General features: G+C 40.9%; 20 protein-coding genes, 2 tRNA genes and 3 rRNA genes. All 25 read right to left on the bottom strand.

The features are described from left to right. Window positions 1-8 precede the first annotated feature (8 nt). Complete coding sequence (locus FHY60_RS00785) at window positions 9-464, bottom strand: GNAT family N-acetyltransferase (protein ID WP_139902244.1); 456 nt, start codon at window positions 462-464, stop codon at window positions 9-11. Window positions 465-510: 46 nt separating this feature from the next. Beyond that, window positions 511-1,500 (bottom strand): GNAT family N-acetyltransferase, encoded by a 990-nt coding sequence (locus FHY60_RS00780; protein WP_139902242.1) that lies wholly within the window; start codon window positions 1,498-1,500, stop codon window positions 511-513. 52 nt (window positions 1,501-1,552) lie between these two features. Then, window positions 1,553-3,097, bottom strand: a complete 1,545-nt coding sequence (locus tag FHY60_RS00775) for a glycosyltransferase (RefSeq protein ID WP_139902240.1) — start codon at window positions 3,095-3,097, stop codon at window positions 1,553-1,555. After that, window positions 3,084-4,184, bottom strand: coding sequence for a tetratricopeptide repeat-containing glycosyltransferase family 2 protein (locus FHY60_RS00770; protein ID WP_139902238.1), 1,101 nt, complete (start codon window positions 4,182-4,184; stop codon window positions 3,084-3,086). The genes FHY60_RS00775 and FHY60_RS00770 overlap by 14 nt, the downstream gene beginning before the upstream one ends. An 83-nt stretch (window positions 4,185-4,267) precedes the next feature. Then, window positions 4,268-4,651: a carboxypeptidase-like regulatory domain-containing protein gene (locus FHY60_RS00765; RefSeq protein WP_139902237.1), complete on the bottom strand. Its 384-nt coding sequence runs from the start codon at window positions 4,649-4,651 to the stop codon at window positions 4,268-4,270. Between the two features lie 365 nt (window positions 4,652-5,016). Further along, entirely contained in the window at window positions 5,017-6,261 is a 1,245-nt protein-coding gene (locus FHY60_RS00760) for a DUF1015 domain-containing protein (RefSeq protein ID WP_139902235.1), read from the bottom strand. 64 nt (window positions 6,262-6,325) lie between these two features. Beyond that, entirely contained in the window at window positions 6,326-7,249 is a 924-nt protein-coding gene (locus tag FHY60_RS00755) for a D-2-hydroxyacid dehydrogenase (protein WP_139902234.1), read from the bottom strand. A 403-nt stretch (window positions 7,250-7,652) separates the two neighbouring features. Further along, window positions 7,653-7,838 (bottom strand): hypothetical protein, encoded by a 186-nt coding sequence (locus FHY60_RS00750; protein ID WP_139902233.1) that lies wholly within the window; start codon window positions 7,836-7,838, stop codon window positions 7,653-7,655. A gap of 197 nt (window positions 7,839-8,035) precedes the next feature. Further along, window positions 8,036-9,535: a carboxypeptidase M32 gene (locus FHY60_RS00745; RefSeq protein ID WP_139902231.1), complete on the bottom strand. Its 1,500-nt coding sequence runs from the start codon at window positions 9,533-9,535 to the stop codon at window positions 8,036-8,038. Window positions 9,536-9,553: 18 nt separating this feature from the next. Continuing rightward, window positions 9,554-9,712, bottom strand: coding sequence for a hypothetical protein (locus tag FHY60_RS17650; protein ID WP_180375443.1), 159 nt, complete (start codon window positions 9,710-9,712; stop codon window positions 9,554-9,556). Between the two features lie 102 nt (window positions 9,713-9,814). After that, entirely contained in the window at window positions 9,815-10,498 is a 684-nt protein-coding gene (locus FHY60_RS00740; RefSeq protein ID WP_139902229.1) for a beta/alpha barrel domain-containing protein, read from the bottom strand. Between the two features lie 301 nt (window positions 10,499-10,799). Further along, window positions 10,800-11,069 carry a hypothetical protein gene (locus FHY60_RS00735; protein ID WP_139902227.1) on the bottom strand — a complete coding sequence of 90 codons (270 nt, stop codon included), beginning with the start codon at window positions 11,067-11,069 and terminating at the stop codon, window positions 10,800-10,802. A gap of 88 nt (window positions 11,070-11,157) precedes the next feature. Further along, the gene (locus FHY60_RS00730; protein WP_139902225.1) at window positions 11,158-11,703 is read right to left on the bottom strand and encodes an NAD(+) diphosphatase; all 546 of its coding nucleotides are present in this window, start codon (window positions 11,701-11,703) and stop codon (window positions 11,158-11,160) included. A 106-nt stretch (window positions 11,704-11,809) separates the two neighbouring features. Then, window positions 11,810-12,505: a DNA/RNA nuclease SfsA gene (gene sfsA, locus FHY60_RS00725; protein ID WP_139902223.1), complete on the bottom strand. Its 696-nt coding sequence runs from the start codon at window positions 12,503-12,505 to the stop codon at window positions 11,810-11,812. A 119-nt stretch (window positions 12,506-12,624) separates the two neighbouring features. Further along, on the bottom strand, window positions 12,625-13,014 hold the full coding sequence (locus FHY60_RS00720; RefSeq protein ID WP_139902221.1) for a hypothetical protein: 390 nt from the start codon (window positions 13,012-13,014) through the stop codon (window positions 12,625-12,627). A 275-nt stretch (window positions 13,015-13,289) separates the two neighbouring features. After that, window positions 13,290-13,361: transfer RNA gene (locus tag FHY60_RS00715), tRNA-Glu, on the bottom strand. Between the two features lie 81 nt (window positions 13,362-13,442). Next, window positions 13,443-13,514, bottom strand: a tRNA-Glu gene (locus tag FHY60_RS00710). 8 nt (window positions 13,515-13,522) lie between these two features. Next, window positions 13,523-13,639: ribosomal RNA gene (gene rrf, locus FHY60_RS00705) — 5S ribosomal RNA — on the bottom strand. Window positions 13,640-13,685: 46 nt separating this feature from the next. Then, window positions 13,686-16,636: ribosomal RNA gene (locus FHY60_RS00700) — 23S ribosomal RNA — on the bottom strand. Between the two features lie 486 nt (window positions 16,637-17,122). Then, window positions 17,123-18,623, bottom strand: a 16S ribosomal RNA gene (locus FHY60_RS00695). Together the 16S, 23S and 5S rRNA genes with 2 tRNA genes alongside form the textbook arrangement of a ribosomal RNA operon. Before the next feature lie 416 nt (window positions 18,624-19,039). Then, window positions 19,040-19,207, bottom strand: coding sequence for a hypothetical protein (locus FHY60_RS17645; RefSeq protein WP_163215916.1), 168 nt, complete (start codon window positions 19,205-19,207; stop codon window positions 19,040-19,042). Between the two features lie 20 nt (window positions 19,208-19,227). After that, a complete protein-coding gene (locus tag FHY60_RS00690) occupies window positions 19,228-19,608 on the bottom strand; it encodes an aspartate/glutamate racemase family protein (RefSeq protein WP_139902219.1) in 381 nt (126 codons plus the stop codon). A 56-nt stretch (window positions 19,609-19,664) separates the two neighbouring features. Continuing rightward, window positions 19,665-20,903: an ABC transporter permease subunit gene (locus FHY60_RS00685; protein ID WP_139902217.1), complete on the bottom strand. Its 1,239-nt coding sequence runs from the start codon at window positions 20,901-20,903 to the stop codon at window positions 19,665-19,667. Beyond that, complete coding sequence (locus FHY60_RS00680) at window positions 20,900-21,814, bottom strand: ABC transporter ATP-binding protein (RefSeq protein WP_139902215.1); 915 nt, start codon at window positions 21,812-21,814, stop codon at window positions 20,900-20,902. The genes FHY60_RS00685 and FHY60_RS00680 overlap by 4 nt, the downstream gene beginning before the upstream one ends. Window positions 21,815-21,954: 140 nt before the next feature. Then, window positions 21,955-22,083 (bottom strand): hypothetical protein, encoded by a 129-nt coding sequence (locus FHY60_RS18380; protein ID WP_279230422.1) that lies wholly within the window; start codon window positions 22,081-22,083, stop codon window positions 21,955-21,957. Window positions 22,084-22,212 lie beyond the last annotated feature (129 nt).

The following is a 22,212-nucleotide window of genomic DNA, read 5'->3' as shown; positions in this document are numbered from 1 at the left end:
AATGTTACTTACCGGATTTGCCTGATCATATGGAGGATTTCCTCATTATCATCATAAATTTGAAAGCCTGACTTTTGGTAAAGCTTGATAGCCCTTTCATTGTATTTACCAACCTTAAGATATAGGAAATTTAGCCCTAAATCCCGGGCTTTCCTAAGAATAAACTCCATCATCTCCCTGCCAATACCCTTGAACCAATAGTCCTTTTCTCCAATATAGCCAAAGTATTCTGCCTCTTTTCCTTCTCTTATATTTTTTATACCCACAGCCCCGATAGGCTTATTGTCGCATTCAATTCCCCATATTTGGTAGTCGGTCCTATCTTTCAGGCTGTGGAACCAGCCTTTTTGACTTTCTCTTGTAAAATAAGGAGTTAAAGTTAACTTTCTCAGCTCTTCATCATTGAGCCAAGCCCAAGACAAATCACAATATTGCTCATCATAATCCACAAACTTAATAACCATAGCTCCACCTCTCATTTTAAAGCAATCCTATCTTAAACCCACACTGCTATAGGTTTTTATAATAAGTCCTATTTATGGAATAACTTGTGCCAAAGCCTTCTTTGAATTCTGCCAGCCTATAGTTTAGGACCTTTCCATGATTCTCTGTGCTAATTCCAAAGGAAAAGCAGGTGAAACCTTGCTCCTTCGCTGTCATTATCAAATTAGTATCTAAAAAGTTCATAGGAAACAGATGCAATTTACTCTGCAATGCCGCTAAATACTGGGTATGAAAAACCTTGTTTTCAAATTTAAAAACCATGCTTCCGGCAATTAAGGTATCTTCCTCGAAAACACCATAAAATTCTGCAATGTCCTTTAATCTGTTCTCTTTAAAATCTATTAATTCCTGAAGAGTATGCACAGGCTTAGAGTTAAATTTCTTCAGGTTTTCGCAGATGATATCATAAAACCTTTGGATTTCTTTCACCGTAGTCAGTTTTCTAAACACCAAATTGTTTTTTAAGGAATATTTATAGTCCCTTCTTCTGCCTGCAGAAAAGTTTGATAATATATCTTCCTTGTAGTTTTTATAATCAACATAAAAACTCAGCTCATCGTAGCTCAGGTAATCATTCTTGAACAAAAAGTAATCTATCAGACTTGTGTTATCTCTTGAAAATAATTGACTTGAATTCTTAAGCACAACTTTCCTGTAGTTATTTTCTTTAAGATACCTATCCAGTTCAGGAATCAATGCATCCACATGCTTAATGTCATTAAAATATTTACTCAATACAATTCCCCCAAAGGTACTTCCCGGATGGGAATAAAGTACCTTTCCTTTCTCCTCATCTACAGTACATGCCGGTATTACCGCCACTATAGAAGTACCTTTGGAGACAATCAGAGAATTATCTATAAACCTATCTTTGGGATGATAGTTTAAAAAGTTTCTCGTTTGTAAGAAGGTACCGTTGATGGATTCTTGCAGAACAAATTTATCCCATTTTTCACTGAATGAATCCTGAAAGACTTCAATTTTAAGCCCTGTCATTTTCATTGCCCCCTGTATACAAATTTTTTAAAATTCCCCCTGCTTCATAGTCTTAAGCCTGAGTATTTTCCGGCGGCACAACAATCTTTTCCTTGCAGGAAGCAATATACATTGCATATTGAGTGCAGGTTTCCAGAGAATCATTTGGCTCCATCGGCCACCATCTAATTGCCCCCATTGGTGCCTTTGAAGCAAACTCTTCCACTTCAGGAGGTACTCGTCCTACAACCACAACTTCCAGGTCCTTAAAGTTTGTTTTCATTCCCTTATCTAGGATTTCAAGGAGCTTTTCATGCTTAATCATTGGACAGGAATAAGGAATTGGAAATATCATTGAAACCTTTGATGGATCTTCATTGATAATATGAGAAGTTTTCCTGCCGGGATCATCTATGCTTCTCTGCCATACCCTGCTGTAGGGTATAAACTCGGGTAGATCCAGTTCTCTAAGTCTAGATCCAATTCTGTGTCTGTAGTAATTATTTAATTCCCTCACCAGAACCTGTATCTGCCAGTTTCTGTGGAAGGTAGAGTTATCTCCGTTTTCATTGCGGTATTGAATATAGAGTAAATCCGGAATGGCCAGATATCTGGTATTAAGGAAAGACCGTACCAGCATATCGTAATCATCAGCTACCAGCAGTTCTTCCCGGTGGCCACCAATCAAGTGATAAAAGTCTCTCCGCCAGGCCCGGGGGTGATTGGGCAGGCCTACTAAGTGGCGGATAGTGCTCCCATTGATGGCTGTGTTTTTGTATACATTTTGCCAGCGGTTCATTTTGTGCACCCATACCCGGTAGTAAACGTAGTAGCCAAAACCGCTATCCCAGCCATACCAGTGGGCATTATTACTGCCAACGTAAACCTCTGTACAATCTCCATAGGCAAATCCACATTCCGGATGCCTTTTAAAGGCATCTACGATTTTCTCCAAGCAGTTGGGCATCAGCTCGTCATCATGATCCAGTTCCACCAGAATTTCTCCTGTACACAGGCCTGCTGCATACCGCTTAGTAGCTCCTATATACCCATTGCCTGAATCTTGGCGGTATCTTCTCACCCTTTTATCTTCCAGGGGCAAGAGGTCATGCTTATAGGTCTCATCCTCATCACCGGAGTCATCTACAATGATCCATTCCCAGTTAGTGTAGGTCTGATTTAATAGGGATTGGTAAGGCCGCAGGATTTTGTCCCTGGACTTATAGGCAGCTGTAAACACCGATACTAAGGGTGTATCAAGGGTATTACCGGTGTAACTTATCTCCTTACCCTTAGGCAGAGGGTCTGTGGCATGAAGCCAACAATAGAATAGGTGACTTGGCTGGATATCAGCGGCAGAATCATAATGAATCCACCTTTTTCTCTGATAAAGCGGTAGGGTATAAAGGGATACATAGTCCTCCTGCCTTCCTCCTATGGAAACATAAACCCGTGGACTTTTCGGATATATCCTCACCAATGGATCACAGGGATTATAGAGCTCTATGGTGATGCCGCCTTCGGAGAGCCTTTTTAGCATCTCATCAAAGCCCTGCTGTGAATTCCTATCTGCTACAAAGATATGTGCTGTCAATAGCGGAGTTTTATTCTGCTCCATTTTTGTCCTCCCTTTCCTTCAGAATCTTATCAAAATATCTTTTGTTGTGAAGCACTGCGGGACTATTGGGCTTATACTCCCCGGCCTTATTGTTATACTTAATGGCCTCTTCCGTCTTGCCAAGCCTGTCATAGCAGACGCAAAGCTGTATGCTGGGTATAAAGTCATAATAGTCATGGGATATAAAGCCCCAACTGTCCGAGGGCTTATCCAGCTTTGTGGCTAACTTATACCAGGATATTGCCCTTTCATAGTCCCCGTTCTCAAAATAATAGTCTCCTAACTGGCAGCATATTTCCGCCCTGGGAGCATCATACTCAAAACTTCTTATTAGGGACTTAAATACCTTGGCCCTCTCCTTTCTCACATCATAGCAATTAGCTAGCAGGTGACAGGCTGATATATTGTCTTCTGCCCATCCTAAGCCCGTGTCTAAAAATTCCTCAAAGTACTTAATGGCTTCATCATACCTCCCGTTGTAAAAAAGCTCTCTGGCATAGTAAAAAAGACCTCTTGGGCTCAGTTTCATTCCCCTGGCAATATTCTTTTCATAGATGGATAGGTTTCTGCCGGAAGATGAAGGGCCATCTTTTCTATGGGTTATGCAAATATCAGAATTTATGATGTTGCCGGACTTCTCTAGGTACTCATGTACAGGCTCTATCCATCTGTAATTATTAGCCCGCTTTGATAGGCGCTCTCTATAGTAGGACAGAGTTACCTTTCCCTCTTCATCAAAACCCACATTATACTTCATCATCACTGTGTCCACTGATGGGTCTAAGTTGGCCTTCAGGTCCTTGAACTTTGCCCGGTCCTCTTCAAGGATGATGTCATCCGCATCCAGCCAAAGTATATAATCCTTAGCTGCCTTGGAATATGAATAGTTTCTCGCTGCAGAGAAATCATCCATCCACTGAAAGTCAAATATCTTGTCCGTATATTTCTTACATATCTCTTTTGTCCTGTCCCTTGAGCCCGTATCAACTATTATTATCTCGTCAACTATATCTTTTACAGAGTCCAGGCATCTTGCTATAACCCTTTCTTCGTTCTTAACAATCATACATAGACTAATGGTTATCATTTAAGCACCCCCAAATAAAATAATTAAGAGAGTTTACCTACTTATTAAACTCTCCTTTGTCTGTGGAATGAAAAATTGTTATTCTATTCTTCCTCATCGTCTTCATGGTAACAGCCACAATCTTCAAAATCCTCATAATCGTCATGGCATTTTTCCTGCTTAGCTAAAATAAGCTTCTTCACCTTTGCCCCCTTATACCATACCTTTAAAGTATAATCTATGTCACTCCTTACTAAACCGAAGTCAAATTCTCCACAGTTATCGGTAAACACCTGGCGTATGAACTCCAGCCCGGGATTAAATTTTCCTTTGTATAGTCTTAGGACTGCATCAGGTGCGGGTTTTCCATTCCAATCCTTTACTCTTCCGCCTATTCTCTTCATTGGTGTACTAGGATATATATCAGGCATTCTGGCTGCTATTTCATCACGTGTTATAGCTGCATACTTCACCATTCGTGCTCCCATTATAGTTCCTCCTGCTAAATAGTTTTTAAAGGTTAAAAATACTCCATACTATAAAATATGCAGTTAACGCACATTAGGTTCAAGAATATGCCGGCTTATAAACTGGCACATTTAGTTTGAAACTTAGCAAAATATACTATATAATAAAAGACCTAAATGCATTTAGCGGATACTGCCAGGGGGAGTTGAACACTGATAAATATATACAAAAAAGAACATGAGAAAAGGGATAAGGCTCTTCAATATCTTATTTCAATACACTCTCATGCCTTGAAAATCAATACTTTAACCTTATCCCTCTAATTATTTTTCTATATAGATTCCAATATTTTGTAAGATAGTCAAAGATTATTTTGGGTGGCCACCTATTCTAATTCATGAATAAACAACCCGCTTCTAAGCTTGGGCTCGAACCAAGTGGACTTGGGAGGCATAACCTCTCCTGCATCGGCTATAGCCATTAGGTCTTCTATGGTTGTAGGATACATGGAGAAAGCCACTTTCATGTCCTTGCTAACCCTTTTTTCCAGTTCCTTTAGGCCTCTGATTCCGCCCACGAAATCAATTCTGTGGCTTCTACGGACGTCTTCTATGCCCAGTATTGGCCTTAGGAGGTTTTCCTGCAATATAGTTACATCTAGTCTGCCAACAGGATCGTTAGGATTATAAGTACCTTCCTTAGCGGTTAGCCTATACCATTTTCCTTCTAAATACATGCCGTAGGTGTGCTTTTGGCAGGGCTTATATGGTCCTTCACCTTCATACAGGCTTATTTCAAAATTCTCCGATACTCTAAGCATATATTCCTCGGTTGAAAGTCCATTTAGATCCTTAACAACCCTGTTGTAATCCATAATTTGAAGTTCCTTGTCCGGGAAGATAACAGACAGGAAGTAGTTGAACTCCTCTTCCCCGGTATAGTCCGTTTTCTGTTCCCGCCTCATCATTCCTACCCTGACCGCAGAAGCAGCTCTATGATGGCCGTCTGCAATATAGAGGCTTTTTACATCTTTGAAAAGCTCAGTGAGCCTCCTAATATCATCCTGGTTATCAATAATCCACACTACATGACCTATACCGTCTTCAGCAACAAAATCATAGATTGGTTCCTTTGTTGTGTATTTGCCTATAATTTCACTAATTTGATCCTGGTGTCTATAGGTCAAAAATATGGGGCCTGTATTTGCATTACAATAATCCACATGATTTATTCTGTCCTGTTCCTTGTCTGCCCTTGTATGCTCATGCTTCTTAATAACATTGTTTCTGTAGTCGTCTATGGAAGTGCAGGCCACAAGTCCAGTCTGGGCTCTTCCATTCATAATCTGCCTGTATATATATATATATGGCTTATCCTCTCTTACTAGTACTCCTTTTTTAATCATTCCATAGAGATTTTCTCTAGCTTTCTCATAAACCCTTTTATCATATATATCTATGGATGACTCCATATCAATCTCTGCCTTATCCACGTGAAGAAATGAATAGGGGTTTCCCTGCACCATCTCACGGGCTTCTTCGGTATTCATAACGTCATAAGGAAGTGCTGCAACCTTTGCCGCTAATTCCGCTACCGGCCTAACTGCTCTGAAAGGTCTAATTATTGCCATTTATAAATTCACCTCTGGTTCTATCATTAGTTACAGCTATCTATACAATTAACCACATTTTTGATTATATAACAGAGTTGCGAAAAAAGTCATCAATTATATTAACTATTTCTTCACCAATTCTGGTTTGAGCTTCTATAGTCTGGGCTCCTATATGTGGAGTTGCGGATACATTTCTATGACTTAATAGAGCTTCATTCTTAGTTGGTTCTTCTACAAATACATCTATACCTGCTCCTGCAAGCTTGCCACTATTCAGTGCTTCAAGAAGTGCCTCTTCGCATACAACTCCACCTCTGGCACAGTTTATGAGGTATGCCCCTTCCTTCATAATTGCTATCTCATCCTTGCCGATAATGGTCCCCTTCTGCTTGTCTAGCGGAATATGAAGGGATAGGAAGTCCGCTCTTTTTAGTACGTCCTCAAAGCTGCAGTATACACAGCAGTCATAACCTTCAATTTTACCCACAATATCGTAATAAACTACCTTCATTCCAAGAGCACTGGCCTTCTTGGCAAGCTCTCTTGCGATTCTTCCAAAGCCTATAAGTCCCAGGGTTTTTCCGGCAAGCTCAATTCCCTCGTACTTTTTCTTTTCCCATTTTCCGTCCCTCATTGTTACATTAGAGATATTAACAAATCTGGCCAGTGCAAACATGTGAGCAAGGGCCAACTCTGCCACAGATGCACTGCTGGCATTTGGAGTGTTTGTAACCTTTATACCTCTCTCCATAGCATAGGCAACATCAATGTTGTCCACTCCTACCCCACCTCTGATAATGAGCTTTAGCCTTGGCTTTTCTAACGCTTTATCAATTATATTCTTTCTAACCTTCGTTGCAGACCTGACAACTAACACGTCAAATTCCTGAAGCACTTCCCCAAGTACTTCAGGCTCATAGTATTGCTCCACAACCTCATAGCCCAAGGATCTAAGTTTCTCTACAGCCTTAGCCTCCATACCATCAGTAATTAATGCCCTATACATATTTTAACCCCCCATATTTAGATAATAAGTAATTGATTGTACTATAAAACAGCTTTGCAGGTACTTGCACCAATTCAATATACAAGTTATAAAATCAAATCCTGCATTTTGTAAAATTTTTATACATATTATACTACACTTTATATTAACTTGTCAAAGCATTATCAAATAATTTCTAAAACTTTTTATAAGCAATATATGCAAAAACTCCTTAAAAATTGCCTTGTCCGCCGGTCACAGACGATTTAACCCTATTGTCTTTCCAAAAATTTATGGTTAACTTTTTATACATAACATTTATCTGTTAAAACACTGTTTTGCAAGTCTTAAATTAAATTCCTTCATTTTTTATAAACCTTACTACCTTGTTGTCTATGACTGCTGAAATATGGATCAAAACTTATCAGTTTCTGCTTAACATATCCATAACTCCATCAAAATAGTCAATTACGCACTTACCTCGCTGCCAGTGCTTGCAATTTTCACAGCTGGCAGTTACTGCTGAACTGCTCAAGAGTCTTATATCTAGAGGGGGAGTATACCCCGGGCAATTTTCTGCTACTCTGCTTTTTAACTCTTCTGATACCATGTGTTATCGTCCTCCTCATATTTAAACATGATTATTATTTCCTAAAATAATCAAATTATTATAATTACAAATTCCTCAGCAATTACCTGACCTCTTCCCCTTGTTCAGCTTGCAAAAAATAAAGACTATCAAACCTATGCTTAGCACATAATTACGTGCTTTGTCATAGATTTGATAGCCCTAATGCTTTGCCTTATTTAAAAGTTGTATATCTTACTGTATTTATTATATAAATACTCTATGAAGTAGTCAGCCTTTAATTCTTCACCGGTTACCTTCTTTATGAGTTCTGCAGGCTCATAAACAGCGCCGTGCTTGTGAACATTTTCTATAAGCCATCGATGAATAGCTTTGAAATCTCCCGCTTCAATTTTGCCATAAAAATCAGGTATATCCTTAAGCATTTTATTTAAGAATTGAGCTCCGTAGAGATTACCTAAGGCATAGCTTGGGAAGTAGCCAAAGCTTCCATCAGACCAGTGAACATCCTGAAGCACACCCTCTGAATCGTTTGAAGGTTCAACTCCTAAATATTCCTTGTACTTTTCATTCCAAATCTCAGGAAGGTCTTTAACCTCAACTCTTCCATTTACCAGTTCCTTTTCAATCTCATATCTTATTATTACATGAAGACTATAGGTAAGCTCATCAGCTTCTGTTCTTATTAATGAAGGTTTTACCTTATTTATCCCCTTATAAAAGTCCTCCAGAGATACTCCTTCAAACTGGCTGAAGCTTTTTTGAGCCTCAGGATAGAAGTACTTCCAAAATTCCAGGCTTCTGCCAATAATATTTTCATAGAATCTTGATTGAGACTCATGTATACCCATAGAAGCACCGGTATCTAGAAGTGTTCCCTCTAACTCATCAGGTATATCCTGCTCATATATGCCGTGGCCACCTTCATGGATACAACTAAACAAGGCACTTCTAAATTCATTTTCATAATAGTGAGTTGTTATTCTTACATCCTTGTTGCCGAAATCAGTGGTAAAAGGATGTACGCTCTCATCCAGTCTTCCTGCATCAAAGTCATAGCCAAGCTTCTTCAGAATCATTACGCTAAAAGCTTCCTGCTGTTCTTTAGGAAAGTGCTTGTTGAAGAAGTCTGATTTTATCTCACCCTTACTTTCCTTAATCTTTTCCAATATATTTACTATACCGTCTCTTAGCTTTCCAAAAACTTCATCGAGCTTTTCTACGGTTATACCTGGTTCATAAAGGTCAAGTAGAGTATTGTACTTATCCCCCTTATATCCCCAGTAACCTATAAATTCTCTTTTGAAATCTACTACCTTTTCCAGGCAGGGCTGAAAGATTGAAAAGTCTCCCTTCTCCTTAGCTTCTTCCCAAGCCATTCCGGACTTAGAGGCCACTTTTACAAACTCCCTGTATCTTTCTTCCGGGATTTTTTTAGTCTGGTCATAATTCTTTCTGCAGTTCTTAACCATGGCCCTGGTTACTTCATCCAAGCCTTCTACCCCTTCAAAATACTCCAGATATTCTCTCATTTCATCTGAAGTCTGTAGCTTATATATCTCACCGGATATGTATGAAATCATTTCACTTCTGGAGTCAACACCCTTTTTAGGCATATATACTCTCATATCCCAGTCAGCCAATGCTAAAGCATTACCCAAGTATTCTATCTTTCTTAAGTAATTCTTAAATTCCTGTATCTTATTCTGTAGTTCCATATAGAAACCTCCCTCTATTTATAGTAATGCAGATTCTGTCTCAGTACAGTATCTGGTCATAAGACACTTACCTAAACTCCTGGGACATCTTCTGCACATACAGTTATCAGCCTTGCCATCGCATCTTTTCTCCTCGTACTCAGGACACTGTCTGCAGTTATCTCCTCCTACAGCCATTAATATCCCTCCTCCTATGTTATTACTTGATTATAACACTTATGTTATTCTTGATAAATACCTATATTTACGAATTTGACAATAGGCAGTTGACAATAGATATTACTCTTCCGATTCACTCTTGTAGATAGCTCTGTACTTGTTCATTAAATTGCTCATCACCTGCCCAGAAGTAGGTGGTGTATAGGTTATTGCATTTGCACCTGCAGCTATGGTTTCTGCAATACTTTCCTCAGTGGGGCCTCCGGTAGCTATTATAGGGAACTCCGGGAACTGATCTCTTATCTTTCTAACTATGTATGGTGTCCTTTTGGCAGCAGATACATTTAGTATGTTAACTCCGGCATCTATTCTGGCTTTTACGTCTTCGTATTCAGAAACCACTGTCACAATTATAGGAATGTCTATAGTATCCCGCATCAACCTTATTATCTCATTAGAAGTAGGACTATTCACAACAACTCCCATAGCCCCTTTAAATTCTGCATCTAAGGCTAAGTTTACTACTCTTTTTCCGGTAGTTGTTCCTCCCCCTACCCCACAGAATATGGGTACATCCGCTGACTCTACAAGAACCTGAGTTATAATGGGTTGTGGAGTAAAAGGATATACTGCAATTACAGCATCTGCATTGTTATTTCTGATTATGGCAACATCAGTAGTAAATATGAAGGATTTAAGCCTTTTGCCAAATACTTTTATACCGCTAGCCTCTCTTATAATCGAAGGTACCTCTATAATATGACTTCTTAAGTTTACCTTTACTTCAGGAACGTACTTTGGCATATTAACTCACCTCTTAATAACTTAATAAAAAAACCGATTAATTATATAATACGACTAATATTCTTGTTTGTAATCAATTTTATCATTTACTTTATGTAAATATTTTGTAACACCAGCCGTTGTTATAGAGGATGTTAACACTTCCAGAATTAATCAATTACATGCAATATATTTCTTTGTTGTAAAAAAGTGTTGGTGTTAAAATTAATTAAAGCTTGCTCAAAAATACTTAAAAATTTTCGAGCAAGCTTCTGCGATTAATTTTCAGCCACAATTATCCTTCATCTTGTAACAGCCACTTTTACCAGAATAAATGCTTCTTTCTATTGGCCTTTGACACAGCATAGCCAACAGCAGCTATGGCTCCCAGTAACCCTGCCGCTGCATACACATAATATTCAGACTTGCCTGGAAGTATGTGCTTATGTTCCTTGCAGCAATCAGACTTATTAACGGCAGTATACACACAGTTTTCATCGTCATTATACCTATATGTATAATAAGGTACCTTTTTATGCTTAGCCAGTTTATTCATTTGTTTTGCTAAATTAACACCAACATTTAGATTCAAGATCAAACACCTCCTAATTGTATTATGCTCATAATTGACATAATTAATCGAAGGGGTTTTAATTTTATATATATGAGTGTTTCTTAAATTACTCATCTATGCAGCATATATTATTTTCACATCTAAAGGCCCGCTCACCTTTGTAATTTAATTCCTTTAATACTTTTCTTACAACTCTTTTACCGATCTCATCCTCATTCATTTCACAGAGGGCGTCCTCTAAGCAGCTCCAGCTCACCCACTCAACCTCAGCAGATTTGTTGATATCACCTTCTACATACTTGGCCATAAAAGTGAGCATCAGTATTTCCTTGGAAGCCAGATATTCGCTGCCTAAATACTTTATAGAATCCACAGTGATACCTGTCTCCTCTTTTACTTCCCTGTATACAGTCTCTTCTACTGTCTCTCCATTACAAACATAACCTGATACCAGCACCTTTGAGTTTTCATATATGTAGCTTTGCTTTAACAGCAAAATATCCGTATCCTTAATTACTGCAACGATGACACAGGGCTTGGGAGTATCAAAATACATTATATTGTCAAAAGGACAGTATGGAACCCCGCCTTCATCCCAACTATACTTTTCCACCAATTCCCCACCACATTTAGGACAAAACTTGAATTTCATACATATCCCCCTAAACTATATAAGCATTCTTATCACATGTAGACCGTAAAGTTTCTTTATATTATTTTATCATAATCTGGATATCAAATCAAAAATGAAGTACAGATTATAGTATAACCTGCACTTCATTTTTTAATGTAATTGAATTTTCGGTAACTGTGCAATTATAGGCATATACATCAACACCATTTTGGTGAGCATATCTTAGGGCATCTCCAAAATGCTTATCCATCTCATCATTTGGTCTGAACTGCTTTATACCCTCTATTTGGATCACAAACAATACACCTGCCCCCTTACCTGCCTTTATCACCTCTACCAATTCCCTTAGATGCTTGGCCCCTCTTTCTGTAGGTGCATCAGGGAACATGGCCATACCATCTCTCTCTAAGGTGACTCCCTTAACCTCCAGATAATATTCTCTATTTTGGTGCGTATCAGTTAACTTAAAATCAAATCGACTGTTTCCAAAGGTTTTTTCTCTCTCAACTAAATCAAAGTCTTTAAAATTATCCACCTTTTTAAGTTTTAATGCCTCTTCCACAACTTTATTGGGAACTTGTGAATCAATACTTATCAACACATCTCCCTTATATCCGGCGATTAAGTCATAGGGTGTTTTTCTTAGGGGATTATTCTCTTCTCTCAGCAGTACAGTAGTTCCCACTGTTAATATCTCTCTACACCTGCCGGTATTAGGTACGTGCACCACTATTTCTTCATCATTTAAATACACATAGGCCTTAAATCTATTTGGTCTTCTTATAAACTTAGCTTTGACAACTTTTTTACTTATCAACATATATTTATCCCTCTTAAATCTTTAGTTTTACACATATTATAACATAGTTATCCACTTTATCCACAGGAACTTTCCACAAACTGTGGGTAACTTCGGTAATAATTTTGAAATCTGATCGATCATTGAAGGTTTCTTATAAACTCCCTAATTTTGTAGCACGCCATATAAAGACCATCGGTTATATTATTTTTATCTTCACTTAACAACCAGGCAGTAATGGCATCATCAATAGATTCACTGCCATATCTTTGTAGTTCTTCTCTATATATATTAACTTGGTCATCAGCATTGGATATCCCCAAATCTAAAACAGTTTCTTTCAGATCTTTAAGGTATTTTTTCGCGCTTAAAGCTTTTTCTTTGGCTATTTTAATGCTTTCGCTGCTGATCTCACGGTCACGGTGTATTAGGTCTATTATCTCTTCTAATATTATTATGAGTCTTTGAGCTACTTCCTTTACCTTTTCAATATGGCCCCGTTGAATTCCCTCGAAGGTATCTCCACTCATTAATATGGCTCTTGATGCATATTCTGCAAAAATAGAGCCTACCCTCCCATCATATAATATTATTATTCAATATATATGGGATATTTATAAAAATATTCATATTAGTTATCCACATATCCACAAAAGTTATCAACAATATAAACACTTTTCACACATATAAATGTGGAATGCTATAAGTGAGTGTTAAAAACTCTGTGTATACCTCTAGGCAGAGGCTTGAAGATAAAAAATGAAGGTTCCAGCTATTAAAACTAGAACCTTCATCTTTTCATATATGACCCCTAGGGGACTCGAACCCCTGTTACCACCGTGAGAGGGTGGTGTCTTAACCGCTTGACCAAGGGGCCAGGATTATCAAAACATATATTAAATAAGCAAATATAGCAAAATAACTGCTACATCTTTCAATGTAACATATATTTTTCAAATGACTCCTAGGGGAATTGAACCCCTGTTACCACCGTGAAAGGGTGGTGTCTTAACCGCTTGACCAAGGAGCCTTATATGGACCTGGCAACGACCTGCTCTTCCACTCAGTCTCCCGAGCAGTACCATCGGCGCTGTGAGTCTTAACCATCGTGTTCGGAATGGGAACGGGTGTAACCCTCACGCTATCATCACCAGATATCAGAGAAGTTTGTTCTCTGAAAATTGCACATAAGAATGTGTTTTAGGTCAAGTCCTCGACCTATTAGTACTAGTCAGCTGCACACATTACTGTGCTTACACCTCTAGCCTATCAACCTTGTGTTCTTCAAGGGGTCTTACTGACTTACGTCATGGGAAATCTTATCTTGAGGTGGGCTTCACGCTTAGATGCTTTCAGCGTTTATCCCGTCCCGACATAGCTACCCAGCGGTGCTCCTGGCAGAACAACTGGTACACCAGAGGTCAGTCCATCCCGGTCCTCTCGTACTAAGGACAGCTCCTCTCAAATTTCCTACGCCCGCGACGGATAGGGACCGAACTGTCTCACGACGTTCTGAACCCAGCTCGCGTGCCGCTTTAATGGGCGAACAGCCCAACCCTTGGGACCTACTTCAGCCCCAGGATGCGACGAGCCGACATCGAGGTGCCAAACCTCCCCGTCGATGTGGACTCTTGGGGGAGATCAGCCTGTTATCCCCGAGGTAGCTTTTATCCGTTGAGCGATGGCCCTCCCACGAGGTACCACCGGATCACTAAGTCCGACTTTCGTCCCTGCTCCACTTGTGGGTGTCGCAGTCAGGCTCCCTTCTGCCTTTACACTCTACGAACGATTTCCAACCGTTCTGAGGGAACCTTTGAGCGCCTCCGTTACTTTTTAGGAGGCGACCGCCCCAGTCAAACTGCCCACCTAACAATGTCCCGTCACCAGCTTCATGGTGTCCGGTTAGAATCTCAGTATCATCAGGGTGGTATCCCAAGGTCGACTCCACAAAGGCTGACGCCCTTGCTTCCAAGTCTCCCACCTATCCTGTACAGATAATACCGAAACTCAATGCTAAGCTACAGTAAAGCTCTACGGGGTCTTTCCGTCCAATCGCGGGTAGCAAGCATCTTCACTTGCACTACAATTTCGCCGGATTTGCAGTTGAGACAGTGCCCAAATCATTACGCCATTCGTGCGGGTCGGAACTTACCCGACAAGGAATTTCGCTACCTTAGGACCGTTATAGTTACGGCCGCCGTTTACTGGGGCTTAAGTTCATGCCTTCGCTTGCGCTAAGCAATCCCCTTAACCTTCCAGCACCGGGCAGGCGTCAGCCCCTATACATCAGCTTACGCTTTAGCAGAGACCTGTGTTTTTGCTAAACAGTTGCTTGGGCCTATTCTCTGCGGCCTACTCGCGTAGGCACCCCTTCTCCCGAAGTTACGGGGTCAATTTGCCGAGTTCCTTAACTGCAATTCTTCCGCTGGTCTTAGGATTCTCTCCTCACCTACCTGTGTCGGTTTGCGGTACGGGCACTACTTCACTCCCTAGAGGCTTTTCTTGGCAGCGTGGAATCAGATACTTCGCTACTAAATTTCGCTCCCCATCACACCTCAGCATTGAACAGACGGATTTGCCTATCTGTTCTGCCTAGATGCTTAGACCCACATCCAATAGTGGGCACATCCTATCCTCCTGCGTCACCCCATCGGTAATAACGCGTCATAGTGGTATCGGAATATCAACCGATTGTCCATCGCCTACGCCTCTCGGCCTCGGCTTAGGTCCCGACTAACCCTGGGAGGACGAGCCTTCCCCAGGAAACCTTAGGTTTTCGACCAAAGAGATTCTCACTCTTTTCTCGCTACTTATTCCAGCATTCTCTCTCCTGTACAGTCCACCACTCCTTTCGGTATGACTTCAGCCCGTACAGGATGCTCCTCTACCGCTGACGCGCAAGCGTCAACCCGTAGCTTCGGTGGTAAGTTTGAGCCCCGGACATCTTCGGCGCAGGATCTCTCGACTAGTGAGCTATTACGCACTCTTTAAATGAGTGGCTGCTTCTAAGCCAACATCCTAGTTGTCTTAGAAATCCCACATCCTTTTCCACTTAACTTACACTTAGGGACCTTAGCTGACGGTCTGGGCTTTTTCCCTTTTGACTACGGATCTTATCACTCGCAGTCTGACTGCCGGTATACAAGTATATGGCATTCGGAGTTTGATAGGGTTCAGTAAGCGCAATGCCCCCTAGCCCATTCAGTGCTCTACCTCCATTACTCAATTATCCGACGCTAGCCCTAAAGCTATTTCGAGGAGAACCAGCTATCTCCGAGTTCGATTGGAATTTCTCCGCTATCCACAGCTCATCCCATGGTTTTTCAACACCAACGTGGTTCGGGCCTCCACGGAATTTTACTTCCGCTTCACCCTGTCCATGGATAGGTCACCCGGTTTCGGGTCTACAGCATGCAACTATCCGCCCTGTTCAGACTCGGTTTCCCTTCGGCTCCGTACCTTAAGTACTTAACCTTGCTACATGCCGTAACTCGCTGGATCGTTCTACAAAAAGCACGTCATCACACAGATTAAGGACGGGGGACACACCTGAAGGTGAGTCCCGCCCAGAATATAGTGCTCTGACCGGTTGTAGGCACACGGTTTCAGGTTCTATTTCACTCCCCTCCCGGGGTTCTTTTCACCTTTCCCTCACGGTACTTCTTCGCTATCGGTCATCAGGTAGTATTTAGCCTTGGGAGGTGGTCCTCCCTGCTTCCCACAAGGTTTCACGTGTCTCGTGGTACTCTGGATCAGATCTTCACTTTGACAGTTTTCACTTACGTGGCTGTTACACTCTGCGGCTTAACTTTCCAGAAATATTCAGTTAACCATCTCAGTGAGTTATGATCTGTCCGCAACCCCAGAAACAAGTTTCTGGTTTGGGCTCTTCCGCTTTCGCTCGCCGCTACTGACGGAATCGATTTTTCTTTCTCTTCCTCCAGGTACTTAGATGTTTCAGTTCCCTGGGTTTACCTTCCTTAAGCTATGGATTCACTTAAGGATACATGGGGTTACCCATGTGAGTTTCCTCATTCGGAGATCTCCGGATCACAGGCTATTTGCGCCTACCCGAAGCTTATCGCAGCTTATCACGTCCTTCTTCGGCTCCTGATGCCAAGGCATTCACCATGCGCCCTTTATAACTTGACCTTACTCGTCTCACGATAAGCGGCGCACTGCGTTGTTGCCGTCGTCGCTCCGGTCCTCATTGGCCTATCCAGCCAACTCCGGTCCTCACTCCTAGGCGCCTAGCATTGCTTGCTTCTCCTGAGACTCGTTGTCAGTGAATGGCGAGTCCATTCAGCTGTACAACTTTGTTATAAAGAACAATAAAATTATTATTCTCAGCTTTACTCCAGATATCCTACGGAAACTTAATTTAAACTTGTTTGAAAATCCCGAATCTTCAACGGGTTTTCAGGCATGTTTAAATTATTAGCTGTAGTTGGATATCTGCTTAATTTCTTATGTGCAATTTTCAAAGAACAACGGAATACTATTTTACACCGCTGACGCGTTAGCGTCAACCTGTAATTTCTTCCACCTGAAAGACGTTGGTCTTTCAAAATTGAACAGAGATTGGTCAGACCTGCGCTCTAAGTATCTTAAGATATCTTTAGAGCAGGTTCTCCATAGAAAGGAGGTGATCCAGCCGCAGGTTCTCCTACGGCTACCTTGTTACGACTTCACCCCAATCGCTGACCCTACCTTCGGCCGCGTCCTCCTTGCGGTTAGACTACGGACTTCGGGTATTGCCAACTCTCATGGTGTGACGGGCGGTGTGTACAAGGCCCGGGAACGTATTCACCGCGACATGCTGATTCGCGATTACTAGCAACTCCGGCTTCATGCAGGCGAGTTTCAGCCTGCAATCCGAACTGGGACGAGTTTTATAGTTTTGCTCCGCCTCGCGGCTTTGCCTCTCGTTGTACTCGCCATTGTAGCACGTGTGTAGCCCTAGACATAAGGGGCATGATGATTTGACGTCATCCCCACCTTCCTCCGAGTTAACCCCGGCAGTCTTGCTAGAGTGCTCAACTTAATGGTAGCAACTAACAATAAGGGTTGCGCTCGTTGCGGGACTTAACCCAACATCTCACGACACGAGCTGACGACAACCATGCACCACCTGTCTTCCTGCCCCGAAGGGCTTCCCGCATTACCGGTAATTCAGGAGATGTCAAGTCTAGGTAAGGTTCTTCGCGTTGCTTCGAATTAAACCACATGCTCCGCTGCTTGTGCGGGCCCCCGTCAATTCCTTTGAGTTTTAATCTTGCGACCGTACTCCCCAGGCGGAATACTTAATGTGTTAACGGCGGCACAGAAGGTTGGACCCTCCTACACCTAGTATTCATCGTTTACGGCGTGGACTACCAGGGTATCTAATCCTGTTTGCTCCCCACGCTTTCATGCCTCAGCGTCAGTTACGGTCCAGAAAGTCGCCTTCGCCACTGGTGTTCTTCCTAATCTCTACGCATTTCACCGCTACACTAGGAATTCCACTTTCCTCTCCCGCACTCTAGATATCCAGTTTGAAATGCAGCACCCAAGTTAAGCCCGGGTATTTCACATCTCACTTAAATATCCGCCTACGCATCCTTTACGCCCAGTAAATCCGGACAACGCTCGCCACCTACGTATTACCGCGGCTGCTGGCACGTAGTTAGCCGTGGCTTCCTCCTCTGGTACCGTCATTATCGTCCCAGAAGACAAGAGTTTACAACCCGAAGGCCTTCATCCTCCACGCGGCGTTGCTGCATCAGGCTTTCGCCCATTGTGCAATATTCCCCACTGCTGCCTCCCGTAGGAGTCTGGACCGTGTCTCAGTTCCAATGTGGCCGATCACCCTCTCAGGTCGGCTACGCATCGTGGCCTTGGTGAGCCGTTACCTCACCAACTAGCTAATGCGCCGCGGGCCCATCTCATAGCGGATTGCTCCTTTAAAGTTGCCATCATGCGATAGCTGCTTATTATGCGGTATTAATCTCCCTTTCGGGAGGCTATCCCCCTCTATGAGGCAGGTTACCCACGTGTTACTCACCCGTCCGCCGCTGGGGACCGAAGTCCCCCGCTCGACTTGCATGTGTTAGGCACGCCGCCAGCGTTCGTCCTGAGCCAGGATCAAACTCTCAATTTAAAAGTTTGAACTCTAGCTTATCGCTAAATTTATTTTTCAGACTTCCGTCTGTCAAAGAAATCGCTGACCATGATTTATTCTTGTAAAAGAATTATCTTTATCTCTGTTCAATTTTCAAAGACCAACTTGTTTAAGTTTCGCTGTCGTCTGACAGCTTTTATATCTTATCACTTTAAAATCTTTTTGTCAATATCTTTTTTAAATTTATTGTTAAAGATTTTTTGTGATGTTTGCCACCGGCTTTCGGCGGCAAAAGCTATTCTATCAGAAACCAGAATTATAGCCTCACATTCTTATGTCATATTTTGAGTTTATTCTCCTCTTCCTTCTCTAAGCCAAGTATATCTCCAAATTCCTTACGCTGACACACCTGGCTTAGATGTGATTATATAAATGAAGGTATAATAAAAGATGATTTACCCCAGCATTATTAGAGCATAGCTTACTATCACTGACCCCAGTACAGCTATTATTACATTCTTCTTAAACCAGCTATAGAACAGTGCAAAGTTTATAATGGCACAGATACAGGCCAATATTCCTATGGTCCACTGCTGCCCCACTTCCGGTATTAATAGGGCCATAAACTCACTTGTCCCTGATATTATTTTAATGCTAATTTTACTGCTTGCTCTTCATGAAGATAGGTGGTGTCAAAAACAGGAACCATACAATTTTCTTCATTGATAAGCAGCGGAATCTCAGTACATCCAAGTATAACGCCTTGAGCCCCTCTGATCATAAGCTTGTCTATTATTCGTAAATAAGCTTTTTTAGACTCTTCTTTTATTGTGCCAAAAACCAGTTCCTTGAATATAATTTTATGTATTGTGTCTATATCATCCGGCTCAGGGATTATTGTCTCTATATTATGCTCCACCAATAATCTTTTCTTGTAAAAGTCCTGTTCCATTGTGAATTTTGTTCCCAGTAATCCTACTTTAGTTATGGACCTTGCCTTTTTATTAAGACCACTGATTAACACATATCAAGCTGTTAATCAGTGGTCTTTTCTTTCCCGTAAACTGCAGTGTCTTGCTATTATATCAATATGTCTTTCTTAGTAAATACCACATGAGATATGATGTAGCTACCAACTATCCATACAACAAACATAATCATGATATAGCTAAAGTTAACATTTGGATTGTTAAACCTTTCCGCAAACCGTCCAGTCAATATGTTTTCTACATTGCCGAACATTACAAACACAAAGCGGGCGAACTTCCTTAGTCCGCTGAAGGCCGAAAACACAATTAAAGAAGCTATTGAGGAAACAACGCTTATACCCATAGATACCATACTTGCCTTCACCAGGGTAGATATTAGGAATACAACCGAAGTACATACTATTACAAACAGTGCCTGCAGCAGTAAAAGTTTAACTACATACTGCCAAGCCGGTATTATATATTTTGAACCTGCTATAAGCATCAGTGGGTAGGTTCCATTTTCCACAAGCTGAGTAGTGTCAAACTTATATTGGGCTCCCACGAACATCGGATAACTTGTCTCACCAAAACCAAAGATAAGTCCAACTACTACGAAGGCTATTAGTTCCGCTCCTAAAATGCAGACAATTGAAGCTATGTTGATTGATAAGAATTTTGAAAATAGGACTTTTGCTCTTGAAATCGGCTGAGTAAGCAGCAATTTCATGGTTGGAGGAGTTGCCTCTCCGGATACAACATCTGCTGCAAATACTGCTATTCCAATAACTAAAAATACTTCTCCCAATATTTGTACTAACTGTATTATAAATTTTATGGCATTAAAATCATAGTCTTCCATGGGCTTTATATCATGCTGCTGCAGGTATTTAAGTTGATCAAGTTCCTCCTGTAGATATGTTATACTACTGCCACCCTTATCCGGTAAACTTTCAAGGTCTTTTATCTGATCTTCCAACTCCTTGATTCTGTTTTCATTTATTTCCCGCCAATTGGAATTATTTCTTTGTTCAATAGTAGTTTTTATCCTTGCCATTTCAGTTTTGACATCATTTATCTGCTGCTCATACATACTTTTATATTCTTGGATTTTAGCTTCGTCATCCTTATACTCTTCCGGTATTACATCTCTCTCGGATTCCAGGTACTTTAAGTGGTCTTCCAGATTAGCCAATCTAGCCTCCGGACTATTGTACCTCTTTGCATTTTGTGTATCCCTGTAGGATCCATAGGCTAATAATGCCGTCAGTAGTATGAATGCGATTATTACCACCCAGGTCTTAGTCCTTTTAAAAAGTTTAAAGGTTTCTATCTTAAATAATCTTATCATCCTCTTTTACCCCCTTCTACCAGCTCCATATATCTTTGTTCAAGCTGATTGTACTTCCTGTATACCTCATAAATATCAACCCCTTGAGTCACCAGTTCTCTTATAATATCACAGGCAGCTTCCTTCTCAGCTGTTACAGTAAATCCGGCTTCGTCCCGCTTTACTTCCCTTACAGACTTCATGTTCTTCATGATGCTTTGACTCTTATCCCGATCCTTTGTAACTATTACCAGGGTTTCTGTCTCATTTTTTGCCTGACCCCCTGTAATACTTTCTACGGACTTTATCTCTCCGTGATTAATAAAGGCTACTACATCACAAAGCTGCTGCACTTCACTTAAAATATGTGAAGATATAAATACTGATGTGTTTGTTGCTCTGGCAGCCTTCTTGACTATTTCTCTAAAGTCCAATATTCCTGTTGGATCCAGCCCATTTGTAGGTTCGTCCAGTATCAGCAGTTTGGGCTTTGACATAAGGGCTGCAGCAAGTCCCAATCTTTGTTTCATTCCTAAGGAATATTTTTTTACCTTATCGTCGATTCGTCCCTGTAAATTAACTACTTCAACTATTTCATCTACAACTTTTCTGTCCAAGCCCCTGAGATCTGCCACCATATTCAAATTTTCTCTCCCCGTAAGATATGTATACATTTCCGGGTTTTCAACTACAGCACCAATTTTACTTAAGGCCTTTTCAGTATTCTTTGTAATATCATGGCCGCAGATTTTTATGCTTCCTCTGTCGGGCCTTATTAGACCTACCAGCATTCTAATGGTAGTGGTCTTTCCGGCTCCGTTGGGACCTAGAAAGCCAAAGATTTCTCCTTCTTTAATAGAGAAACTGATACCCTTTATTATTTCTCTTCTGCCGAGTTTCTTGTGAACTCCATTAACCTCTAATACATTCATCAATTTCACTCCTTTTCTTTTCGAACAGCTTTGATTATAGCACACAATATCCATTTATATCCTTAACAAAATCTTAACTATTTCTTACATTTATAAAATATTTTCTTGTAACACCTTTTTCACCAATGCATATAATGATTCTATAGACGGCACAGTCTATCTGCTATTTCATCTCTTTGAAATTCTCTTCTCCCATCTATATATGTACAGGCCGCCCAAGGTTTTGAGTGGTCTGAATTTTTTATTAAGGCATTTCTAATTATATCCAAACTTTATAGAAACAAAGCATAAGAATTTTTTCAATTTCTTTCTAATAGCCTATTTTTCCCTATTTCTGCATGTGATAATATAAGAAGAGTACTTAGACTGGATCTTTATGAATATTTTTCCTATATGTC

Origin of the sequence: Clostridium thermarum (genome assembly GCF_006351925.1) — a bacterium.
In the GTDB taxonomy this organism is placed as follows: domain Bacteria; phylum Bacillota; class Clostridia; order Clostridiales; family Clostridiaceae; genus Clostridium_AU; species Clostridium_AU thermarum.
The sequence above is the reverse complement of the archived record's forward strand: the minus strand, read 5'-3'. Positions and strand labels throughout refer to the sequence as shown.